General features: G+C 42.7%; 11 protein-coding genes. 3 read left to right on the forward strand and 8 right to left on the reverse strand.

What is annotated here, in order from left to right; genetic code table 11:
* Positions 1 to 380: 380 nt before the first annotated feature.
* Genes QX565_RS04815 through QX565_RS04830 form a run of 4 tightly spaced genes read right to left on the reverse strand, consistent with a single transcriptional unit; the run spans position 381 to position 9110 of the window.
* Positions 381 to 3995: a beta-sandwich domain-containing protein gene (locus QX565_RS04815; RefSeq protein ID WP_289291595.1), complete on the reverse strand. Its 3615-nt coding sequence runs from the start codon at positions 3993 to 3995 to the stop codon at positions 381 to 383.
* Positions 3996 to 4023: 28 nt separating this feature from the next.
* Complete coding sequence (locus QX565_RS04820) at positions 4024 to 5199, reverse strand: glycoside hydrolase family 76 protein (protein ID WP_289291596.1); 1176 nt, start codon at positions 5197 to 5199, stop codon at positions 4024 to 4026.
* Between the two features lie 21 nt (positions 5200 to 5220).
* Positions 5221 to 7020 carry a glycoside hydrolase family 2 protein gene (locus tag QX565_RS04825; protein ID WP_289291597.1) on the reverse strand — a complete coding sequence of 600 codons (1800 nt, stop codon included), beginning with the start codon at positions 7018 to 7020 and terminating at the stop codon, positions 5221 to 5223.
* Positions 7021 to 7046: 26 nt separating this feature from the next.
* Entirely contained in the window at positions 7047 to 9110 is a 2064-nt protein-coding gene (locus QX565_RS04830; protein WP_289291598.1) for a beta-L-arabinofuranosidase domain-containing protein, read from the reverse strand.
* Between the two features lie 285 nt (positions 9111 to 9395).
* Between QX565_RS04830 and QX565_RS04835 the strand changes: the two genes are divergently transcribed.
* Both QX565_RS04835 and QX565_RS04840 read left to right on the forward strand, forming a co-directional pair.
* The gene (locus QX565_RS04835) at positions 9396 to 10868 is read left to right on the forward strand and encodes a glycoside hydrolase family 125 protein (RefSeq protein WP_221650740.1); all 1473 of its coding nucleotides are present in this window, start codon (positions 9396 to 9398) and stop codon (positions 10866 to 10868) included.
* A 13-nt stretch (positions 10869 to 10881) separates the two neighbouring features.
* On the forward strand, positions 10882 to 12009 hold the full coding sequence (locus tag QX565_RS04840) for an aldose epimerase family protein (protein ID WP_289291621.1): 1128 nt from the start codon (positions 10882 to 10884) through the stop codon (positions 12007 to 12009).
* Between the two features lie 3 nt (positions 12010 to 12012).
* On the opposite strand, the gene QX565_RS04845 is transcribed toward QX565_RS04840, so the two are convergent.
* Together QX565_RS04845 and QX565_RS04850 are read right to left on the reverse strand one after the other, a co-directional pair.
* Positions 12013 to 13140 (reverse strand): AAA family ATPase, encoded by a 1128-nt coding sequence (locus QX565_RS04845; protein ID WP_289291623.1) that lies wholly within the window; start codon positions 13138 to 13140, stop codon positions 12013 to 12015.
* Positions 13141 to 13321: 181 nt separating this feature from the next.
* Positions 13322 to 14389: a M20 family metallo-hydrolase gene (locus QX565_RS04850; RefSeq protein WP_289291599.1), complete on the reverse strand. Its 1068-nt coding sequence runs from the start codon at positions 14387 to 14389 to the stop codon at positions 13322 to 13324.
* 89 nt (positions 14390 to 14478) lie between these two features.
* On the opposite strand from QX565_RS04850, the gene QX565_RS04855 reads away from it, so the two are divergent.
* Positions 14479 to 16284, forward strand: a complete 1806-nt coding sequence (locus QX565_RS04855; RefSeq protein ID WP_289291600.1) for an AMP-dependent synthetase/ligase — start codon at positions 14479 to 14481, stop codon at positions 16282 to 16284.
* Positions 16285 to 16349: 65 nt separating this feature from the next.
* Here the strand turns inward: QX565_RS04855 and QX565_RS04860 are convergent, their stop codons facing one another.
* Both QX565_RS04860 and QX565_RS04865 read right to left on the reverse strand, forming a co-directional pair.
* A complete protein-coding gene (locus QX565_RS04860) occupies positions 16350 to 17489 on the reverse strand; it encodes an SGNH/GDSL hydrolase family protein (RefSeq protein ID WP_289291602.1) in 1140 nt (379 codons plus the stop codon).
* Position 17490: 1 nt separating this feature from the next.
* Positions 17491 to 18549: a glycoside hydrolase family 130 protein gene (locus QX565_RS04865; RefSeq protein ID WP_221650736.1), complete on the reverse strand. Its 1059-nt coding sequence runs from the start codon at positions 18547 to 18549 to the stop codon at positions 17491 to 17493.
* Between the last annotated feature and the right edge of the window lie 40 nt (positions 18550 to 18589).

Consider the following 18589-nt stretch of genomic DNA (forward strand, 5'->3'; position numbering starts at 1 on the left):
TGTAAACCTCCTTTCTCTGGTGGGAAGCATTGTTTTACATGTACATGTAAAGCTGCACGACATGCACATGTCGTACTGTCCCACATGCACATGTCGTACTGCTCCACATGTGCATGTCGTACTGTTAAACATGTACATGTAAAACAACGCTCCCTTACGAGCCATCTCTTGTTCCTCTACGACCTTACCGGGTTATGTCTCCCTTGCTACTCCTTTTAGCGTCTTTCTTCTGGCTTCCTTGTTTCAAGAGGAGCCATATTTGTGTTTCCGGTAGTTGGCGAACTCTCTATAAACCCGTTTCGCCGGTTAGTCTCGATAACGAGATAACCGGCGAAATATATAAAAGCCTGTTCCTATATAAGGATCTCTAAGAGGGCTTTCTATTTATAAACTTCAAATCCGTAAATGCGGGTGTCTTTCCCTTCATCGTCTTGCGTCGGATTGGTTACCATTAAGCGGATGTAACGTACTTTAACAGGTTCTGACAGTTGTCGTGAAACAACATTACGCTTATTATTGTTGAGCCTGTCCAGTGTTTTCCATTCTTCATTCAGATTATTCTTTCCTTGCAGGAAACACCCTTTCGTAACATATGTGTGACTCTCTTCACCTGCATTCACAAGTTTCCAGCCACTGATGTCTTGTGCCTCTCCTAAATCAAAATCCACATAGTTCGGAGTCATACCTGTATCACACCATTTGGTATCCTTATTTCCATCAATCATGCATTCCGGTTTTTCACGGTTGTTCATATAGCCTGAATAAGATATGATCTTCGCAGTTTTCAGCAAGTTTTCTTTCGGACTTTCCTGTGTAGATAATTTCTTGCCGGCTTCTTCTTTGATGGCTGTACGGAATAGCTGTGATGCAGTGTTCACAGCAGGCTGTTCTTCTTTGGCCAGTGTAGCGGCAAAGAGCACAATCTTGTCATTCTTTGGCAGGATAAAGCTTACTGCGCCTTTGGGAATATCGATACCGAATTTAAACATATACGTAAACTCGTATGCCTGATCTTCACCCGGAGCGTGACGGTGTGTACCTACATAAGCTATCTCGGCATCTTTTAGATACCCTTTGGTATGATTGGTATGTCCCCATTGTCCGATGAAACCGGTGTAAGAAGGAACGGTGATTTCCGCTTTGTTTTTCCCGCAGCAGAATGTAGCTGTATAATCATCATCCGTTGCAGCAGCCAGGAAGTATAAATGAGTATATTTATGTCCGTCGGGCAGATAGATCGTATCTCCTTTGCAGGTCATGCCGTTGAATGTCTCTTTCTCTCCCAGGCGGAACGGAATTTGATCTGCGAATATGGAATCCGGTAGTAGTTCTGCAGCGTATGAGTATCCGGACTCAAAATTCGCTTCTCCGCGGAATTCATTAAATGAGGCGCATTTGCGGTCATAATTTAGTGGCAGGTTCACATATTCCGGTTCAGATGCAGATTGTGCAGCACCTTTCAAACGCACTTTGAATGTCTTGACAGAATAGGGCTTAATAGTGACTTGCAGTTTGTTTCCATTGAAACTGGCAGCACCAATTGTTTTTTCTGTTCCGTCAGCTTCATTCGCATTGAGTATATCACCTGCGAATGACAAAGTAGCTTGCTGTGACTTTTCACCTCCGGTTTCATACACGCGCACTACATATTCATCTGAGCTTTCTGCTTTCTTGAGTGCTTTGATAATTACGTTGTGGTTGTCTGAGGTTGCAAAAGAGAACTCTTTGCCCAGTGTACCTTTGTGCCTTGTAGTCTGGAATGCTTTCAGGCGTTGGTTCATAAGTTCTGCCTTCTCTACGGTGGATGCATGATCCAGCTTACCGGAATGCCCTACAAGGCTATACGTGAAGTTGTGATGTCCGTAGTCCTGTTTGTCCTGATAAGCGTAGTTCCGACTCGTTTCCGGAGTATGGAGCAGCGTTAAACGGAGCGTATGGTTGTTGGGCTTGTCCCAGCCATATTTGCTGTCATTCAATATCGATACACCATAACTGTTGTCCTGGTTGGTCAGGTCGGCCCAGTATTGTGCATATACCTCGTAAGCGATATCGGTATTATTTCCACGTTTAACGCTTCCGATTCCTAAGTCATAAGTTGCTTCCGTATTCTCTATATTCAGAGGGAATTCGGCCTTTAGCAAGGCATTGGTTGATTGCCAGTCTATTTCATTGTAGAAATCGATCCGATCGGCACGACTTCCTTCATAGAGCCGGATGTATTGCTTAAACACCGATTCTCCGTGTGTCTTTTCAATGCAGATTGCTTTACGTAGTTCTCCGTTTTCTACCAATGATATTTTCACATTATCCGTGATAGAGATTGGTTCCCGGTCTATTGTTTCTTTTAGTACTTCCCAGGCTGGCCAGTGGTATGATTTATTTTGGGTGAAGAGGGCCAGTCGGATGGCTTTACCCTGTTTTACCAACTCTTTGTTCTGCGTCTTGTCGAGAAGCGAGGTGATATCACCTTTTTCATCCAATGTGATTTTATAGATGGAATTCTCGAGTGTGTTACTTGTTGTTGCAGCAAAGCGATTTGCCGTGCCGGAAGTACGTACATCGTACACTGCGTAGCCGGTAGCCGGTACTGTTGCTTCTATCAACAGATGTGTTTTTCCGTTTGTGTAGGATAGTAACTGTGATGCCACCTTTTTACCGTTGTTGTCATATACTGTGACACCTTTGGGGGCTGTGGGCAATTCCAGTTCTACTTCTGCTATGTCCTGTACCGGGAATCCTAATGCATTATAGAGTATTACCGGAATGCCCTTTACCTGTGTATCCATGTCTCCGGCTATTGAACGAATGGAAGAGGTAAGTACGCCGGAAAATTGTTTGAGTGAGATTAACTCGTCATTCCACGAAAACTCGTAGGCACGTGGAATACTTGTTCCGGTGAGGTCGTCATGGAACTGATGATAGATGAAACGTTTCCAGGCATCTGTTAGAGTTGCTCCGGGATATGCAGCTTTGTTGAGCCATTCGGCGGCTACGGCTGCTCTTTCTGCTGCATCTCCCAAAAGCTCATTCTGCCGGTTGTACAGTTTCATGGCTGCTTGTGAAGTATAGCAGCCTGTTCCATGTACGTCCATCAGTAACTCTCCGTTGAATACAGGCAATTCCGGATGATCCTTATAAGGTTGGAAGTCTTTAAACATCTGGTCGCTTGTAGCACTGATGATTTCGAGTGGCCCGTTTCCTTTTATTCCCTTTTCAACAGAACGTACGGAACCCAATGTGGGTGATCCGCCAATATCTCCTGTGCCGTAATAACGGTACACCATATTGAGTGGGGTACGTGTGGTCAGTCCTAACAGTTCCTTGTTCTCCGATAAATCCTCATCGTTCCATCTTTTGCCATAATCGTATCCGTGAGCCAGCATGACGGAAGAACCATCAATTCCCTGCCACAATCCGATGGTAAAGGGGTGTTTGCTTTTTCCGTAGAAAGGCTTGTTACGCCAGTCCAGCTTTTGTGATGAGAACCCGATGAGTCCGCAATGAGCTGCAATGGTAGGCAGTGTCCATCCGAAGCCAAAACAGTCCGGTAGGAAGATATCTGTACTTTCCACTCCAAATTCATTCCGGTAATATTCCTGTCCTAACATGACGTTACGAATCGCAGATTCGGTTGAGGGCACCAAAGCATCGTTAGCTTCCCAACTGGAGCCACTCACGTGCCAGCGTCCTTCCCGGATATATTTTTTCATTTCTTCGTATTGAGCCGGATAATATTCTTTCATCCATGCATACTTGACTCCCCCTTCGAAGTTGAAGATATAGTCAGGATACTGCTTTAGTAGAAGTAAGTTCTGGCTAATAGTATTCCATACATACTGTTTAATAGTCGTTTGGACATCCCAGTTCCATTGAGTGTCCAGATGTGCATCTGCAACCATGTAGGCTTTGGACTTTTTCTCCGGTTGCGTATTTTGGCTATAGGAGCCACTGCATAATAGTAAAGTCGATGCCAGTGCAACGATGTGTTTCTTCATTTCTGTCTGTTTTATGATTTATATATTCCTATAATTCGCTAATCTCCGAATAGAGCTCAATCATACAGGAGTTTTCCAGCAAGCTCTTGAACTGATCTTTTTTGTTGCCGGACCAGTCTCTGTTGAGTAATCCGTTTTCGTCACGTGTATATCTCCATGCGTAATCTACGTTGTCAATCATGGCCTTCACATAAGTGTCGTTCCGGTCAACAAGATAGAGTGCTTTCAGTCCGCGGAATAAGATAACGTTGAACCAGGGGCTGGAGGGATAGAATCTCATTTCTCCTTTCACAGTGGGCTGTGGTTTCAGGAAAAAATGGTAAGAACCTTCTGCCGTTTGTTGTGCTTCCTGTAAATAACGTTTGTCTCCGGTGGCCTGGTAAAGCAGTACACCGGCTTGTATCATTTGTCCGCTATTATATGTAAACTTAGCATAGCCGATCTTACCTTCCAGATTCTTGTTGTCCCAATATACGTGGTCGGATGGATCGCAAAGATTGTCGCGTGTCCATTGATACGTTTCTTTGGCTTGTTCCAGATACTTTTTATCTTTGGTCAGTTTGTACAGTTTCATACACAATACGGTGGCCGGAGCATTAGAACAGGTGTTTTTCGATTCCTTCTTTTGTTCACACCAGTAGATACCCCCTCCAAGATCGTTTGACCAGCCCGAGTAAATATATTTATGCAGGGCAATAGCCTTGTTCAGATATTCTTTGTTACGGGTCTGTTCGTAGTAATCACAGAAGTCGATGGCTACCCAGTCGTTATCGTCATAGTATCGGTCGTTCTGACCGGCAAAGGCCGGATAGGATTGATAACAATGGGGTTCCCGGGTGGTATCCCAATAGAGGTCAAGACCGGGTTTGATCTGTTTATCCATTAACTTCTTATACTTCTTATTGCCGGAAGTTTTGTATAAAGACACGCATCCCGATACCATGGCCGAGTAGGGCCATAAGAAAGATACTTCCTGCTGATGAACAGTAGATCCTGTGGCTGTATAGGTAATTTCCTGTTTGGAGTTTCTGGGGTATGTCTCCATGAGTAACCCGTGTTCTTTCACCTCATAACGGGTGAGGATGTTTTGTAACAAGGAGTCAGCACGTTGCTGGTATAACTTCCCGCCCAGTTGTGCCGAAAGTCCGGTTGGCACCAGCAGGGCTGATGCCAATAGAAGTATAGGTCCGAATCTATTTTTCATATCAGTAAGTATAAGTTTGTCTTATTTAGCAGGTCTGCTGGGTATTTTCTCAAAAATAGCTTTGATGCGTTTCATATCCATTTTGGGGCGACGGTCGTAGTAGTAAACGCCATTCTTCTCCTGTTCCACGTCTGTCAGCTGTGTATAGCAGAAACCGCATACATGTTTTGAAGCAATCAAGGCATCGATCTGTCCTTCAAGACGCTCGTAGAAGGCCTCTTCATCGGCAGGCATTCCACCGTAGCCCCATGAATTGTTGCGGTCCTTGGCTGCCATCCAGCCAATACCGCCAAATTCATCCAGCATATAGGGTTGTCCTTCATATACAGCCAGGTATTTTTTGTCCCGTGCATTACGATAAGGTTCTTGACCCTCTATTATTTTCAGTTCCTCAATCAGTTTCTCTTTCTCTTGTGTATAGTTATGCACGCTCCAGATATCTGTCAGTACATGATTGTCACCACTGGCATCGTTTACCGGACGGGTAGGGTCAATGGCTTTTGTGATGTGATATATATCCTGAATCAATCGTACATACGTATCGGGACCACCACCCCAGGTCTCGTTAAAAGGAGTCCACGTAACCAGTGACGGGTGATTACGGTCGCGTACAACTACTTCACTCCATTCGCCGATAAAATTGCGTACAGCCAGTTCATTGTTCACGTCCGCACCCCAACTTGCCGATTCTCCCCAGGTGATGTAACCTAACTTGTCTGCCCAGTAGAAATATCTTTCTTCAAAAACCTTCTGATGTAAGCGCGCACCGTTGAAACCGGCTTCTTTTCCCAGTTGGATGTCATGTTTTAGTGCTTCATCTGTCGGTGCAGTCCATATTCCTTCAGGGTAATATCCCTGATCGAGTACAAGGCGTTGGTAGTAAGGTTCATTGTTTAGGTAAAAAAGTCCGTTGGCAGTATGTACTTTGCGCATGCCTGCATAAGACTTTACTTCATCGATGAGATTGCCTTGTACGTCCTTAACACGATAAATAATATCATATAAATAAGGGGTTTCAGGAGTCCATAACTTCATGTTTTTTATGGGTAGAACGATAGTAGCACTATTGGCACAGGTTACTGTCTTTTTGCCTACTGCCTTTTGTCCGTCCATAAGGGTCACCTCCAGGGTTCCATTGGACTCGTTGTAGAATTCTGGTTCTATGATGAGTTGCTTTTGGTCAATATCCGGTCGGATAACTGCTGTTTTCAATCCTGCCGGAGCTACGGCTTCCAGCCATACTGTCTGCCAGATTCCGGTGACACGGGTATAGGAACATCCACCGGACTGAAAATTATTGCATTGTTTACCTATTGTCTGTAACCCCGAGCGTTGATCGTCTTTCACGAATACAACCAGATTGTGGTTTTGTCCGGGTTTTACGAAACGGGTCAGATCTATACTGAACGAAGAGCTTCCACCAAAGTGCCGCCCGATGAACTGGCCATCGATAAATATTTCAGCCTGATAATCTACAGCACCGAAGTTGAGGAATATTTTCTTTCCATCCCAGTTTGCGGGGACGGAGATTTGCTTCTGATACCACATTTGATTGATAAAGTCCGTATGTTCCACGCCGGATAGTTTGCTTTCGGGACAGAAAGGGACTGTAATGTTCTGTGCAAATCTTTCGGATTGTTGTAATTGGCGGTCTTTGCCGGAGTTACCGAAGTCGAACTGGAAAGTCCAGGTTCCGTTCAGATTAATCCATTCAGTTCGTTCAAATTGCGGACGAGGATACTCCGGACGTGGCGTATTATTACTAAATCCACCGCAAGTGTTCATAAGAAGCAGCAATGCTGCTATCCAAAGTTTGTTCATGGTCTTTTTGTTAGTTTATTAGGGTTTTACTCTTTTAGGTTTGGGAAAGCAGAGATTCTTAACCGGGCAGCGCCCATTGGTATAAGTGTTATCTCTTCTTTGGCGGCTTTAGGAGCATCTATCTCAGGCAGTACACCACAAAGTCCGTATTTGTCTAATGTCCAGGAAGGTACTTGACGGCCGGTTGCTTTTACTTCCAGTGGGACACTGGCGGTTGTAAACGGAAAGTCATCCGACGGCCATTCTTTATGTATGACTTTGAAGTTCTTCAAAGGATCTTTAGAATCAAGCACCAGTGCGTAGTTCCACGGACTTTTCGAGAATATTTCATAGGAAGGCCATTTCTCCGAATCTGCCCCTTCCTGCCAGCGGGAGTCGTATATTGCGGTAGCGCGGCTGTCTTTCTTAACATACTCTTCATCTATTTTCAGTGATAGGGTAAGAGGACCATAATTTACACTGACGCTGTTCTTATTTGCCTGCCAGGTACGTATTGCGAGTTGCATCGGTAGCTTTAGGTTTACTTTGTCTCCGTCTTTCCAAATGCGGTTGATACATACATATTTCCCCGGAGTCGGATCAATATTTACTTTCTTTCCATTAATCGCAACTTCTGCTTGATTACTCCATGAAGGTATGCGCAGATAGAGTGGGAATTTAGTATCTTTTGACGTATTGACAGTAAAATCAATCTCTTCTCCAAACGGATAGTTTGTTTGTTCATCGATCGTTATTTCCTGGCCATTGGCCACTTTTAGAGTTGCTTTACAAGCTGCATACAACCCAATGGCGGCACCGTTATCAGGGGTTGCCAATACAAGATATTCACTGTAGTAAGGCCAGCCTTGTGCATGATTGTGCTGACAGCAACGGCTGCTGAATGGGTTCATGGCAAGAAAAGGTCCGCTATTATCAATACCCGGATGATGATTTTGGGCATCACTGACTGTATGATTCGGACAAGTGAGATATCGTAATGCCTTAAAATCAGGCATTACAGCGGCCGGGTATGTGTTGAAAGCCACTTCTTCACAATGTTCAGCCCAGAAAGGGTCACCTGTGATGCAAAGCATTATTTCATCAGAAGCCATTTGCTCTACCATTCCACAAGTTTCTACTCCTTGCCGGGGATCGATATAGCCCATGCGTGCGTTTTCATCGGCTCCGAACATACCTCCCGGAACTTGTCCGAAAGTACGGCGAATCAGATTGTGCGCATTGTAAGAGGCTTGTAAAAAGGCGGAGTCACCACTTAATACGTAGTAGCTTGCCGGTTCGCGAAAACATTGTGCGATATTTACATTATGCCAGTTTGGTAAGGTGGATGGACGTGTCCAGTCAGCCGTATTTCTATGAATTTTTTCAGCAAGTTCCAGCAGGAAGCTCTCTCCGGTACGGTTATATAGCCAGTAGACACTCAATAAGTTATCTCCTCCTCTACTGTTTTCCCAGTAATCTTCCAGAAACTGATCATCCGGCAAAGCCAGTTGCCATTTAAAGTAATTAGTCATGAGGCTGATCACCCTTTCGTCCTGTGTATATTCGTAATAAGATTGTAAACACCAGAGCATTATCATCTGTGCCCAAAGTTCCGGCTTGCCGTTCTTTGTGTTTGCCGGGCCGAAGAATCCACTGGCTTGTTGGCTGTCAAAGGCTCCCTCGATCCATATCCGGGTTTCATCAATCATTTTTTGATCTTTCAGGATATAGGCCAGGTTGCCATATCCTTTCAGCCAATAGGGGACCTCCTCCCAACCATGATCGCCTCCATTGGTGAGCCAGGCATTATTTACTTTACCCAGCCAGGCACTGATTTCTCCTAAATGTCCGGTCAGACCGTTTTTCTGTAATTCCAGATACTTCTTTACCCATCCCTCCGGTTGAATACTTCCTACCGGAAGCTTTATAAAGTTTGAGGATTTCAATGGAGAACGGTTTCCGATATAATTCACATTTGTCTGTGTATAGTCCGGCCGGTCCTTCATGGAGATTTCTTCTTGTCGCGTTTCTTTGGATACGCATGATATTAGTGTGCCTGCCAAAATCAATGCACCGATGAAAAATTGTGTAAGTCTTGTGACGGTATTCATGTTTTTCTTTATAGGTTTCGTTATACAAATATGCAAGAAAACGAAGACAAATGTATGAAATAAATCATTCAATAAATCGCAGATATTGCCCAATGGCATTTCTTGTTACTCTTTTGGCAGAATAGGATACTTTTTTGCTACGTATTTACCATCTAAGCGCTTTTGTATTTGCCCGAAAAGGCCTTTCTTTGTAATATATAAAAGATACGTATTGCTATGAAATGCCATAGTCATTACTTTTCTGTTTTACAGGATTGAATAAATAACTAACTTTAATTACAGATTATGACACTAAAACACTCGATGAAACTGATTGGCAGCTGCACGGTTACAGCTACTTTACTTTTGGCCTCTCCGGCTTTTGCATTTGCATCCGGAAACAATTTGTCTGAACATGTCTGTGCAACAGACGCTATTCAGAAAGACAACCGTCCTAAACCGGCTGAACGTCTTTTCCGTTCTCAGGCAGTAGAAAATGAAATTATCCGTTTACAGAAACTTCTGAAAAATGCCCGGCTTGCCTGGATGTTTACCAACTGCTTTCCGAATACGCTCGATACTACTGTACATTTTCGTGAAGGCGAAGATGGTAAACCCGACACCTTTGTTTATACAGGTGATATTCATGCCATGTGGTTGCGCGATTCCGGTGCACAAGTATGGCCTTACGTACAGCTTGCCAACTCCGATCCTGAGTTGAAACGTATGCTTGCCGGTGTCATCAACCGCCAGTTCAAGTGTATTATGATGGATCCTTATGCCAATGCTTTTAATGATGGTCCCGTAGGTGGACGCTGGATGAGTGACCTTACTGATATGAAACCTGAATTACACGAACGTAAATGGGAAATAGATTCATTGTGTTATCCTTTACGTTTGGCTTATCACTATTGGCAGGTAACGGGTGATGCCAGTATTTTCGATGAAGAGTGGATACAGGCTATCACCAACATCCTGCGCACTTTCAAAGAACAGCAACGTAAAGATGGAGTTGGTCCTTACAAGTTTGAACGTAAAACGAATCGTGCATTAGATACGATGACCAATAACGGGCTGGGAAATCCGGTGAAGCCGGTAGGACTGATTGCTTCTGCCTTCCGTCCCTCTGATGATGCTACCACACTGCAATTCCTTGTACCTTCCAATTTCTTTGCTGTATCTTCGCTTCGTAAGGCAGCCGAGATATTGCAAACGGTCAATAAGAAGCCGGAATTGGCAAAAGAATGCAAAGATCTTGCCAACGAAGTGGAAGCAGCTCTAAAGAAATATGCAGTCTATAAGCACCCTAAATATGGTAAGATATATGCCTTTGAAGTAGATGGATTTGGTAATCATCTGTTGATGGACGATGCCAATGTACCCAGCCTGATAGCTATGCCTTATCTGGGAGATGTTAATGTGAATGATCCTGTTTATCAAAATACCCGTCGTTTTGTGTGGAGTGAGGATAATCCTTATTTCTTTAAAGGTAAGGCAGGTGAGGGTATAGGTGGCCCTCATATTGGTTACGATATGATATGGCCGATGAGTATTATGATGAAAGCTTTCACAAGTAAGAATGATGCAGAAATAAAGAGTTGTATCAAGATGTTGATGAATACTGATGCGGGTACAGGTTTTATGCACGAATCATTTCATAAGGATGATCCGAAGAACTTTACCCGTGCCTGGTTTGCCTGGCAGAATACTCTTTTTGGAGAGTTGATTCTTAAACTTGTGAATGAGGGGAAAACAGACCTATTAAACAGTATAGAATAATTAAGGAAGAATGATGAAGAAAATTTCAGTGTGGACACTTTGTGCCCTTTTGTTGGCAGGTTGTGCCACTAATGAGAAAACAACCGGATCCGGTTTATTGCAGAGCAATTTCCAAACCGAAGTGGATGGTAAAAAGACTGATTTGTATGTACTTCGCAATGCTAACAACATGGAAGTATGTGTGACGAATTTCGGCGGACGTATTGTTTCTGTTATGGTACCCGATAAAGAGGGAATTATGCGGGATGTAGTTCTTGGGTTTGATTCGATACAGGATTATATTACGATACCTTCGGACTTCGGAGCTTCTATCGGGCGTTATGCCAATCGTATCAATCAGGGACGATTCATGTTGGATAGTGTGGAATATATTCTGCCTCGCAACAACTACGGACATTGCTTGCATGGCGGTCCAAAGGGATTCCAGTACCAAGTATATGATGCCCGGCAGATTGGTCCGCAGGAGCTTGAGCTGACCTATCTTGCCAAAGATGGTGAAGAAGGATTTCCCGGTAATATTACCTGCAAGGTGCTGATGACATTGACGGATGATAATGCCATTGATATTCGCTACGAGGCAGAAACGGATAAGCCTACTATCGTTAACATGACCAACCATTCTTATTTCAATCTGGATGGAGATGCTGGCAGCAATGCGGAACATTTGCTTACGATTGATGCCGATTACTATACCCCGGTGGATAGTACCTTTATGACCTCCGGCGAGATTGTTCCGGTAGAAGATACTCCGATGGATTTTCGTTCGCCGGTTGCCGTAGGGACCCGGATCAACAACTTTGATTTTGTGCAGTTAAAGAATGGAAACGGTTATGATCATAACTGGGTATTGAATACAAAAGGGGATATTACCCGCAAGTGTGCTACCCTTCAATCTCCAAAGACGGGTATCATCCTGGATGTTTATACTAACGAGCCCGGTATACAGGTTTATGCTGGTAACTTCCTGGATGGGACAGTGAAAGGTAAGAAAGGGATTGTATACAATCAACGTGCTTCCGTTTGTCTTGAAACACAGAAGTATCCGGATACTCCGAATAAACCCGAATGGCCTTCGGCAGTACTACGTCCCGGCGAGAAATACAATAGTCATTGTATCTTTAAATTCTCAGTAGATAAATAGCGATCAGATAATCTCGCTCTTCAGCCATTTACCCATAAAGCGGTCGTAAACGATGTAGCCTTTTGAGGTCTTATACAACAATTCTTTGTTGAGTAACGATTTCAAGGCTACATTTACGCTACTGGGTGCTTTCAGGTTGTATTTCTTAATAAATTCGCTTGAATTGACACTTTGCGCACAGCCCTCCATGGCAACGGCTTTCAACAGATTTACTTGATTGTTGGTTAGTAATACCAGATTATTTTGATATACTGATTCTTGCTCTTCCAGAATATTACTCACAGTTTGGTCTACCCTCTCCTTATTAATAGTTTTATAGCTTGTTTCGTAGAGCCTGTTCAGAATTGTTTGTATATACCAGGTATGTCCGTCTTCCAGATCATAAATGTAAGAAAATATCTCTTTCGGGAGTTCTCTTTCTGCTTTTTCGAAGAATCTCGAAGCAAACTGATAATAAGTTTCTTCCGGAATCTCTTTCAGGACCATCATTTGAGTACTTTGGTAGAAAGGTCGCTTGCCCGAAGTGAACATTTCCTCCATAACATGCTTCTTACTACCGGAAAAAATGAAATGTACATTAGGTATAAACTGAATGTAAGATCGTAACAGTGCTTCTACTCCCTTTTCCGGATATTCTGTTATCTGCTGAAACTCATCAATGGCAAGATAACAACGTTTCCCGGAGTCTTTTATATAGTCGAATATCTCTTTTAATGTTTGCTCTGATTGTTCCGGTAGAAAATCGAGTGTTACGGTTGGTGTTCCGGTCCTCTCATCTGCACTGATTACCGGGCGGCAACTTTTAAAGAAAGACATCAGCTTTCTGAGTGCACTCTGTGACAATGTATCCAACTCTCCCAGCACTGTCTTTGCCAATAATTGGACGAATGCTTTTAAGTCACGGGTAGAGTAGATGTCCATATAAAAGCAGAATATTTTTTTTTCCTGCTCTGCCATATTGTGAAACACATTTTTGATAAGACCGGTTTTACCCATGCGTCGGGGAGCAATGAGGGTAAGGTTTCGCTCATTGTTCAAAGCCGTTATGATCTTTTGAGTTTCAGTCTCTCTGTCGCAAAAGTATGCCGGGCTATGATAGCCGTAAACTAAAAAGGGATTATTCGGTTTCATCATAATTACATGTTTTACGTTACACATTTTGTGTAACGCAAAATACGTAATAAGTTTTTGGATACGCAACCTTTTCTCTTCCTTTATTCATTTTTCATTAGAATTAAAGAATGAAAAACACCTCAAGTAAATATCATTTGCATATATAAAGAGTATATCTTTATCCAAATCTAACTGATATTTAAAGACTTAATCCATCCAGCAATTCCAGATATAGCCCTATTGCCTCTTCCATCTCCTTTAACATCACATATTCGTCTGCTGTATGTGAACGGGATGAACGTCCCGGCCCTATTTTAACAGATGGAAACGGCATCAGTGCCTGATCTGAAAGAGTAGGGGAACCAAAAGGTGAACGCCCCAATTTGATGGCCTTTTGAACAAAAGGATGTTTCTCTTCGATACGTGAGGAGTTCAGACGGAAGGAACGTGCTTCAGCCTTACAGCTAATATGCTTTTGTATTTCAGCAAACAGTTCTTCGTTAGAGTATAACTCATTGCTTCGCACATCTACTACAAATGTACAGCGGTCCGGAATCACATTGTGCTGTGTGCCGGCATTGATCACTGTAACACTCATCTTGACCGGACCTAACAAAGGAGACTCCTTCTTGAAACGGTAGTCGCGAAACCAGGCAATGTCATCCAGTACTTTGTAAATAGCATTGTCACCTTCGTTGCGGGCCGCATGGCCTGCTTTTCCGGTGGCAGTGACATCCAGTACCATAAGACCTTTTTCGGCGATGGCAGGTTGCATTTCGGTGGGTTCGCCCACAATAGCAAACGAAATGGGAGGAAGACCTTTCAAAACACTCTCGATCCCTTCCTTACCGGATACCTCTTCTTCGCAGGAGGCAAGGTAAATAAGATTGTATGATTGCTCTGTTCTACATAGTTGCAGGAACACCTGTAATAACGTTACTACACTGGCACCGGCATCATTGCTACCTAGTCCGTAGAGCTTTCCGTTTTCTTCTCTCGGAGTGAAAGGATCTTTGCGCCAGCCGTTTACGGGCTTTACGGTATCAATGTGCGAGTTGAGCAGAATAGTGGGTTTCTTTAAATCAAACATCGGGCTAAGACACCAAACGTTGTTGCCCTTACGTCCGGTAGTCATGCCTTCTGCTTCAATGTAATTTTGCAGATAGTCAGCAGCCTGAGTTTCTTCACGGCTGATTGAGGGGATGGCTATAAGCGACTTAAGCAGGCTTACGGCCTCCGTTGTCAGATAAGATACGTCATATTTCATGGTGCAAACTTACTGATAATTATTGAAAAAGGCGATAGTTTCAAATAAAACTAATATCTTTGCCCTATATTTACTAACAACAAATAGATATGATTGAACATCATTTATCTGTCTTAGTTCATCGCCAAGCCCAAAAGTATGGCGATAAGACAGCTCTTCGATACCGTGATTACCAGACTGCACAATGGATTCCTATTTCCTGGAATCAGTTTTCAAAAACCGTAAAACAAGCCGCAAATTCTCTTGTTGCACTTGGTGTAGAGGAAGAAGAAAATATCGGTATTTTTTCGCAAAACAAGCCCGAATGTCTTTATGTGGATTTTGCAGCATTTGCTAACCGTGCAGTGACTGTTCCGCTTTACGCCACCAGTTCTCCGGCACAGGCGCAATACATTATTAATGATGCACAGATACGTTTCTTGTTTGTGGGCGAACAGTTTCAGTATGATGCTGCCTTTAGCATATTTGGCTTCTGTCCGTCGTTACAGCAGATTATTATTTTCGACCGTGATGTGGTGAAAGATCCCCGTGATGTGTCGTCTATTTATTTTGATGAGTTTTTGGCAATGGGTGAAGGATTACCCCATAATGAGGTGGTGGAAGAGCGAACTTCACGTGCATCAGAAGATGACTTGGCTAATATTCTCTATACTTCCGGTACAACGGGCGAGCCGAAAGGTGTAATGCTGCATCACTCTTGTTTCCTTGAAGCTTTCCGGATTCATGATATTCGCCTGGTGGACATGACGGATGAAGACATTTCTATGAACTTTCTGCCGTTGACTCATGTGTTTGAGAAAGCATGGAGTTATCTTTGCATCTATAAGGGGGTACAGATTTGTGTTAACCTTCGTCCTGCCGATATTCAGATGACAATTAAGGAGATCCGCCCCACATTGATGTGTAGCGTTCCCCGTTTTTGGGAGAAGGTGTATGCGGGTGTACAAGAAAAGATTGCCGAGACGACAGGTATCAAAAAAACATTGATGATGGATGCTATCCGTGTTGGCAGAATACACAATATTGACTATGTACGTCAGGGAAAGACTCCGCCGTTAATGCTTCATTTGAAATATAAGTTTTACGAGAAAACAATTTATTCATTGCTGAAGAAAACGATTGGTATTGAAAATGGTAATTTCTTTCCGACTGCCGGTGCAGCGGTACCCGATGAAATTTGTGAGTTCGTTCATTCTGTGGGTATTGATATGCTGGTAGGTTATGGATTGACAGAATCTACGGCTACCGTCTCTTGTACTTCCAAAACAGGTTATGATATTGGTTCGGTAGGCCAGGTGATGCCGGATGTAGAAGTGAAGATAGGAGAAGATAATGAGATTCTGTTGCGTGGAAAGACTATCACTAAAGGATATTATAAGAAGGCGGAGGCTACCGCAGCTACCATTGATGCTGATGGTTGGTTCCATACGGGTGACGCCGGATACTTTAAGAACGGGCAACTGTACCTGACGGAGCGTATCAAAGATTTGTTCAAGACATCCAATGGTAAGTACATTGCTCCGCAAGCTCTTGAAACGAAATTGGTCATTGACCGTTATATCGATCAGATTGCTATTATTGCCGATCAGCGTAAGTTTGTATCTGCGTTGATTGTTCCGGTATATGGCTTTGTGAAAGACTACGCCAAAGAGAAAGGTATTGAATATAAGGATATGGAAGAATTGTTGCAGCATCCTAAGATTGTAGGATTGTTCCGTGCCCGTATTGATACCTTGCAGCAACAATTTGCTAATTATGAACAGATAAAACGCTTTACACTCTTGCCCGAACCGTTCAGTATGGAAAAGGGTGAGTTGACAAATACATTGAAACTAAAACGTCCGGTGGTAGCCAAAAACTACAAAGAGATGATAGATAAGATGTACGAGGAGTAATTAGCAATCATAAAAAGAGAATCCCACTATCAGATTAAAATCCTGAAGTGGGATTTTAATTTTATCTATGGAACGATTTGGATGTTATGAAGAATGAATTCTTTACCGCTTTTGTCATCGTATTCAAAACTTATAATATGACTTTCACTCTTATCTGAGTCCAAGATAATTTCCGGATACATATAATTTCCCCAGCCATCTTTAAAGAATGTACTGAGCTTTTGCCGTTTACCATTATCAAGAGTAACATATACATTTGCAGCTTTTTGAGAATTGATTGTTTTCTCAAACATAATTGTGATTATGGAGGCTTTGACTGTAAATTTCAGTGGTTTACCTTTATGAGTAGTGCGCCATCCTCTTGAGGTCAGTTCCCAATCCGGGTTGTCGATATGAGTAAACGGATATATACAGGCTTGTTCATATCTATTCAGGGTAAGTGGAACCGGTAGAGTTTTCTCGTTGAATATCTCCTCTAAAAAATGAGTGATTAAATTACTGATGATTTGATGTCCCCTGTCATTTGGGTGTACTTCATCTGAGGAAATTTCACTCCATACCATATTACCATTCTGTATTTCAGGATATAAAGCATCACGATAGCTGATATACGGAATGTGATAATGATTACAGACCTCTAAGTGATATTTCTGCCATGAGTTTCCTTGCATATCCATTAGTCCTAATGCAAGTATGGCAGGTTTGTTTTCTGATTTCAGAATCTTACGTATAAGTCCTTCATAGCTGGCTTTTGTTCTTGACTCGCCTTGATCGTTGACACTAAATTCTATAATAACAATGTCGGGTTTGCATGACAGTAAATCTTCGTCGGCTCTGTGTACACCAAAAAGTGAGTTAGTAGCTCCTATTCCTGCATTCATAAAATGTATTTCAGTTTGAGGAAACTTCTTACGAAACCATTGAACAACCAAAGGAGCATAGGCTGTTTGCTGAAAATCGGATGCGTTTGCTCCTGCAGTTATCGATCCGCCTATTACTCCAACAGTTAACTTCTTGTTTGCTTCAGCTCTTTTGAATATCTCTTGTATCGGTGCAGTTGTATAAGTATTTTTTATACTTCTTTGATACCACTCATCTCGCATGATGGCCGTATCTTGAGCAGTTACGGTGGCTGAGGATAGGTAGAAGTAAAATACCATCAATAGATTGTGAAAGTAAAGTGTACGTGCTTTATTGAAATTCATATTAATTACATTTGAGATTGTTTACGATTTCTGTGACTGACATTCGGGCATAACAAATGATCTCGTCGCTGGCACCGTAGTAAAGGTGTATGGTATCTCTCTCCAAATAATGTCCGTTTGAGAAAATGACTTCGCCGAAGAAACCTGTTTTCTCGTAAGGCTCTAATGGTTCCATGATTGGATGAATAGAACGTGAAAGAACAACAGAAGGATCGTTTAGATCGAGCAGCATGGCACCAAGACAGTATCTGTTATCATAGGTTGCTCCGTGGTAGATAACCAACCATCCTTCAGGAGTCTTTATAGGGGATGCACCGGCACCAATTCTTGCTTCGTCCCACATACCCGGGCGGGTTAATGCAATACATTTATGCTGCCCCCAATGAACCAAGTCGGGAGATTGCGCTATCCAAATATAATTTCCTCCTAATTCATGGCAACTGGGACGATGCAAGGCATAATGTGTGCCATTGATTTTTTCTTCAAAAAAAGCACAATCTTTATTATGAGGAGGGAATATCAGACCTTTACGATCGAAATGTTGCCAGTCTGTGGTTTGCATTAAACCGATACCGACGGCTACCGGGGATATGGCAGAATAGGTTAGATTGAACTTACCATCGATATATGATACACGGCAATCTTCGATTCCAAAACTCTCCAGTTGGCCTTCACCAAAAATGGGAGGGTAGTTTATATCTTCATAGAAATGAATATTGTCATCGCTGAATAATAATCGTTGGTAAGACAATGTGGTGAGATAATCCTGGCCCTTATAACGTATTACGCGCGGGTCTTTAGCATCAAGGTCCGGATCACTTTTTCTGAAGGTTATTTTTTCAAATTGTCCGTTGGAGTTTCTGATGATAGTGGATATTTCTCCGTCTGTTTGAATTGGCCTTTCGGCAACACGTAGTAACAAGCAGGTTTTGTTATTAAATCTAAATACTCCCGGGTTGAAAATACAAGCTATTTCCATACCCGGTATCATAGGGGCTAAATCCTGTGGTTTAATCAGTGGATTCAGTTCTGAGCGATAAGCTAAATCTGTCTTTCTCATTTCTTAGTATGTTTTTTATGATAAAATTAAAAATCAAAAC

Source organism: Bacteroides sp. 41_26 (genome assembly GCF_949740115.1).
In the GTDB taxonomy this organism is placed as follows: Bacteria; Bacteroidota; Bacteroidia; order Bacteroidales; family Bacteroidaceae; genus Bacteroides; species Bacteroides nordii.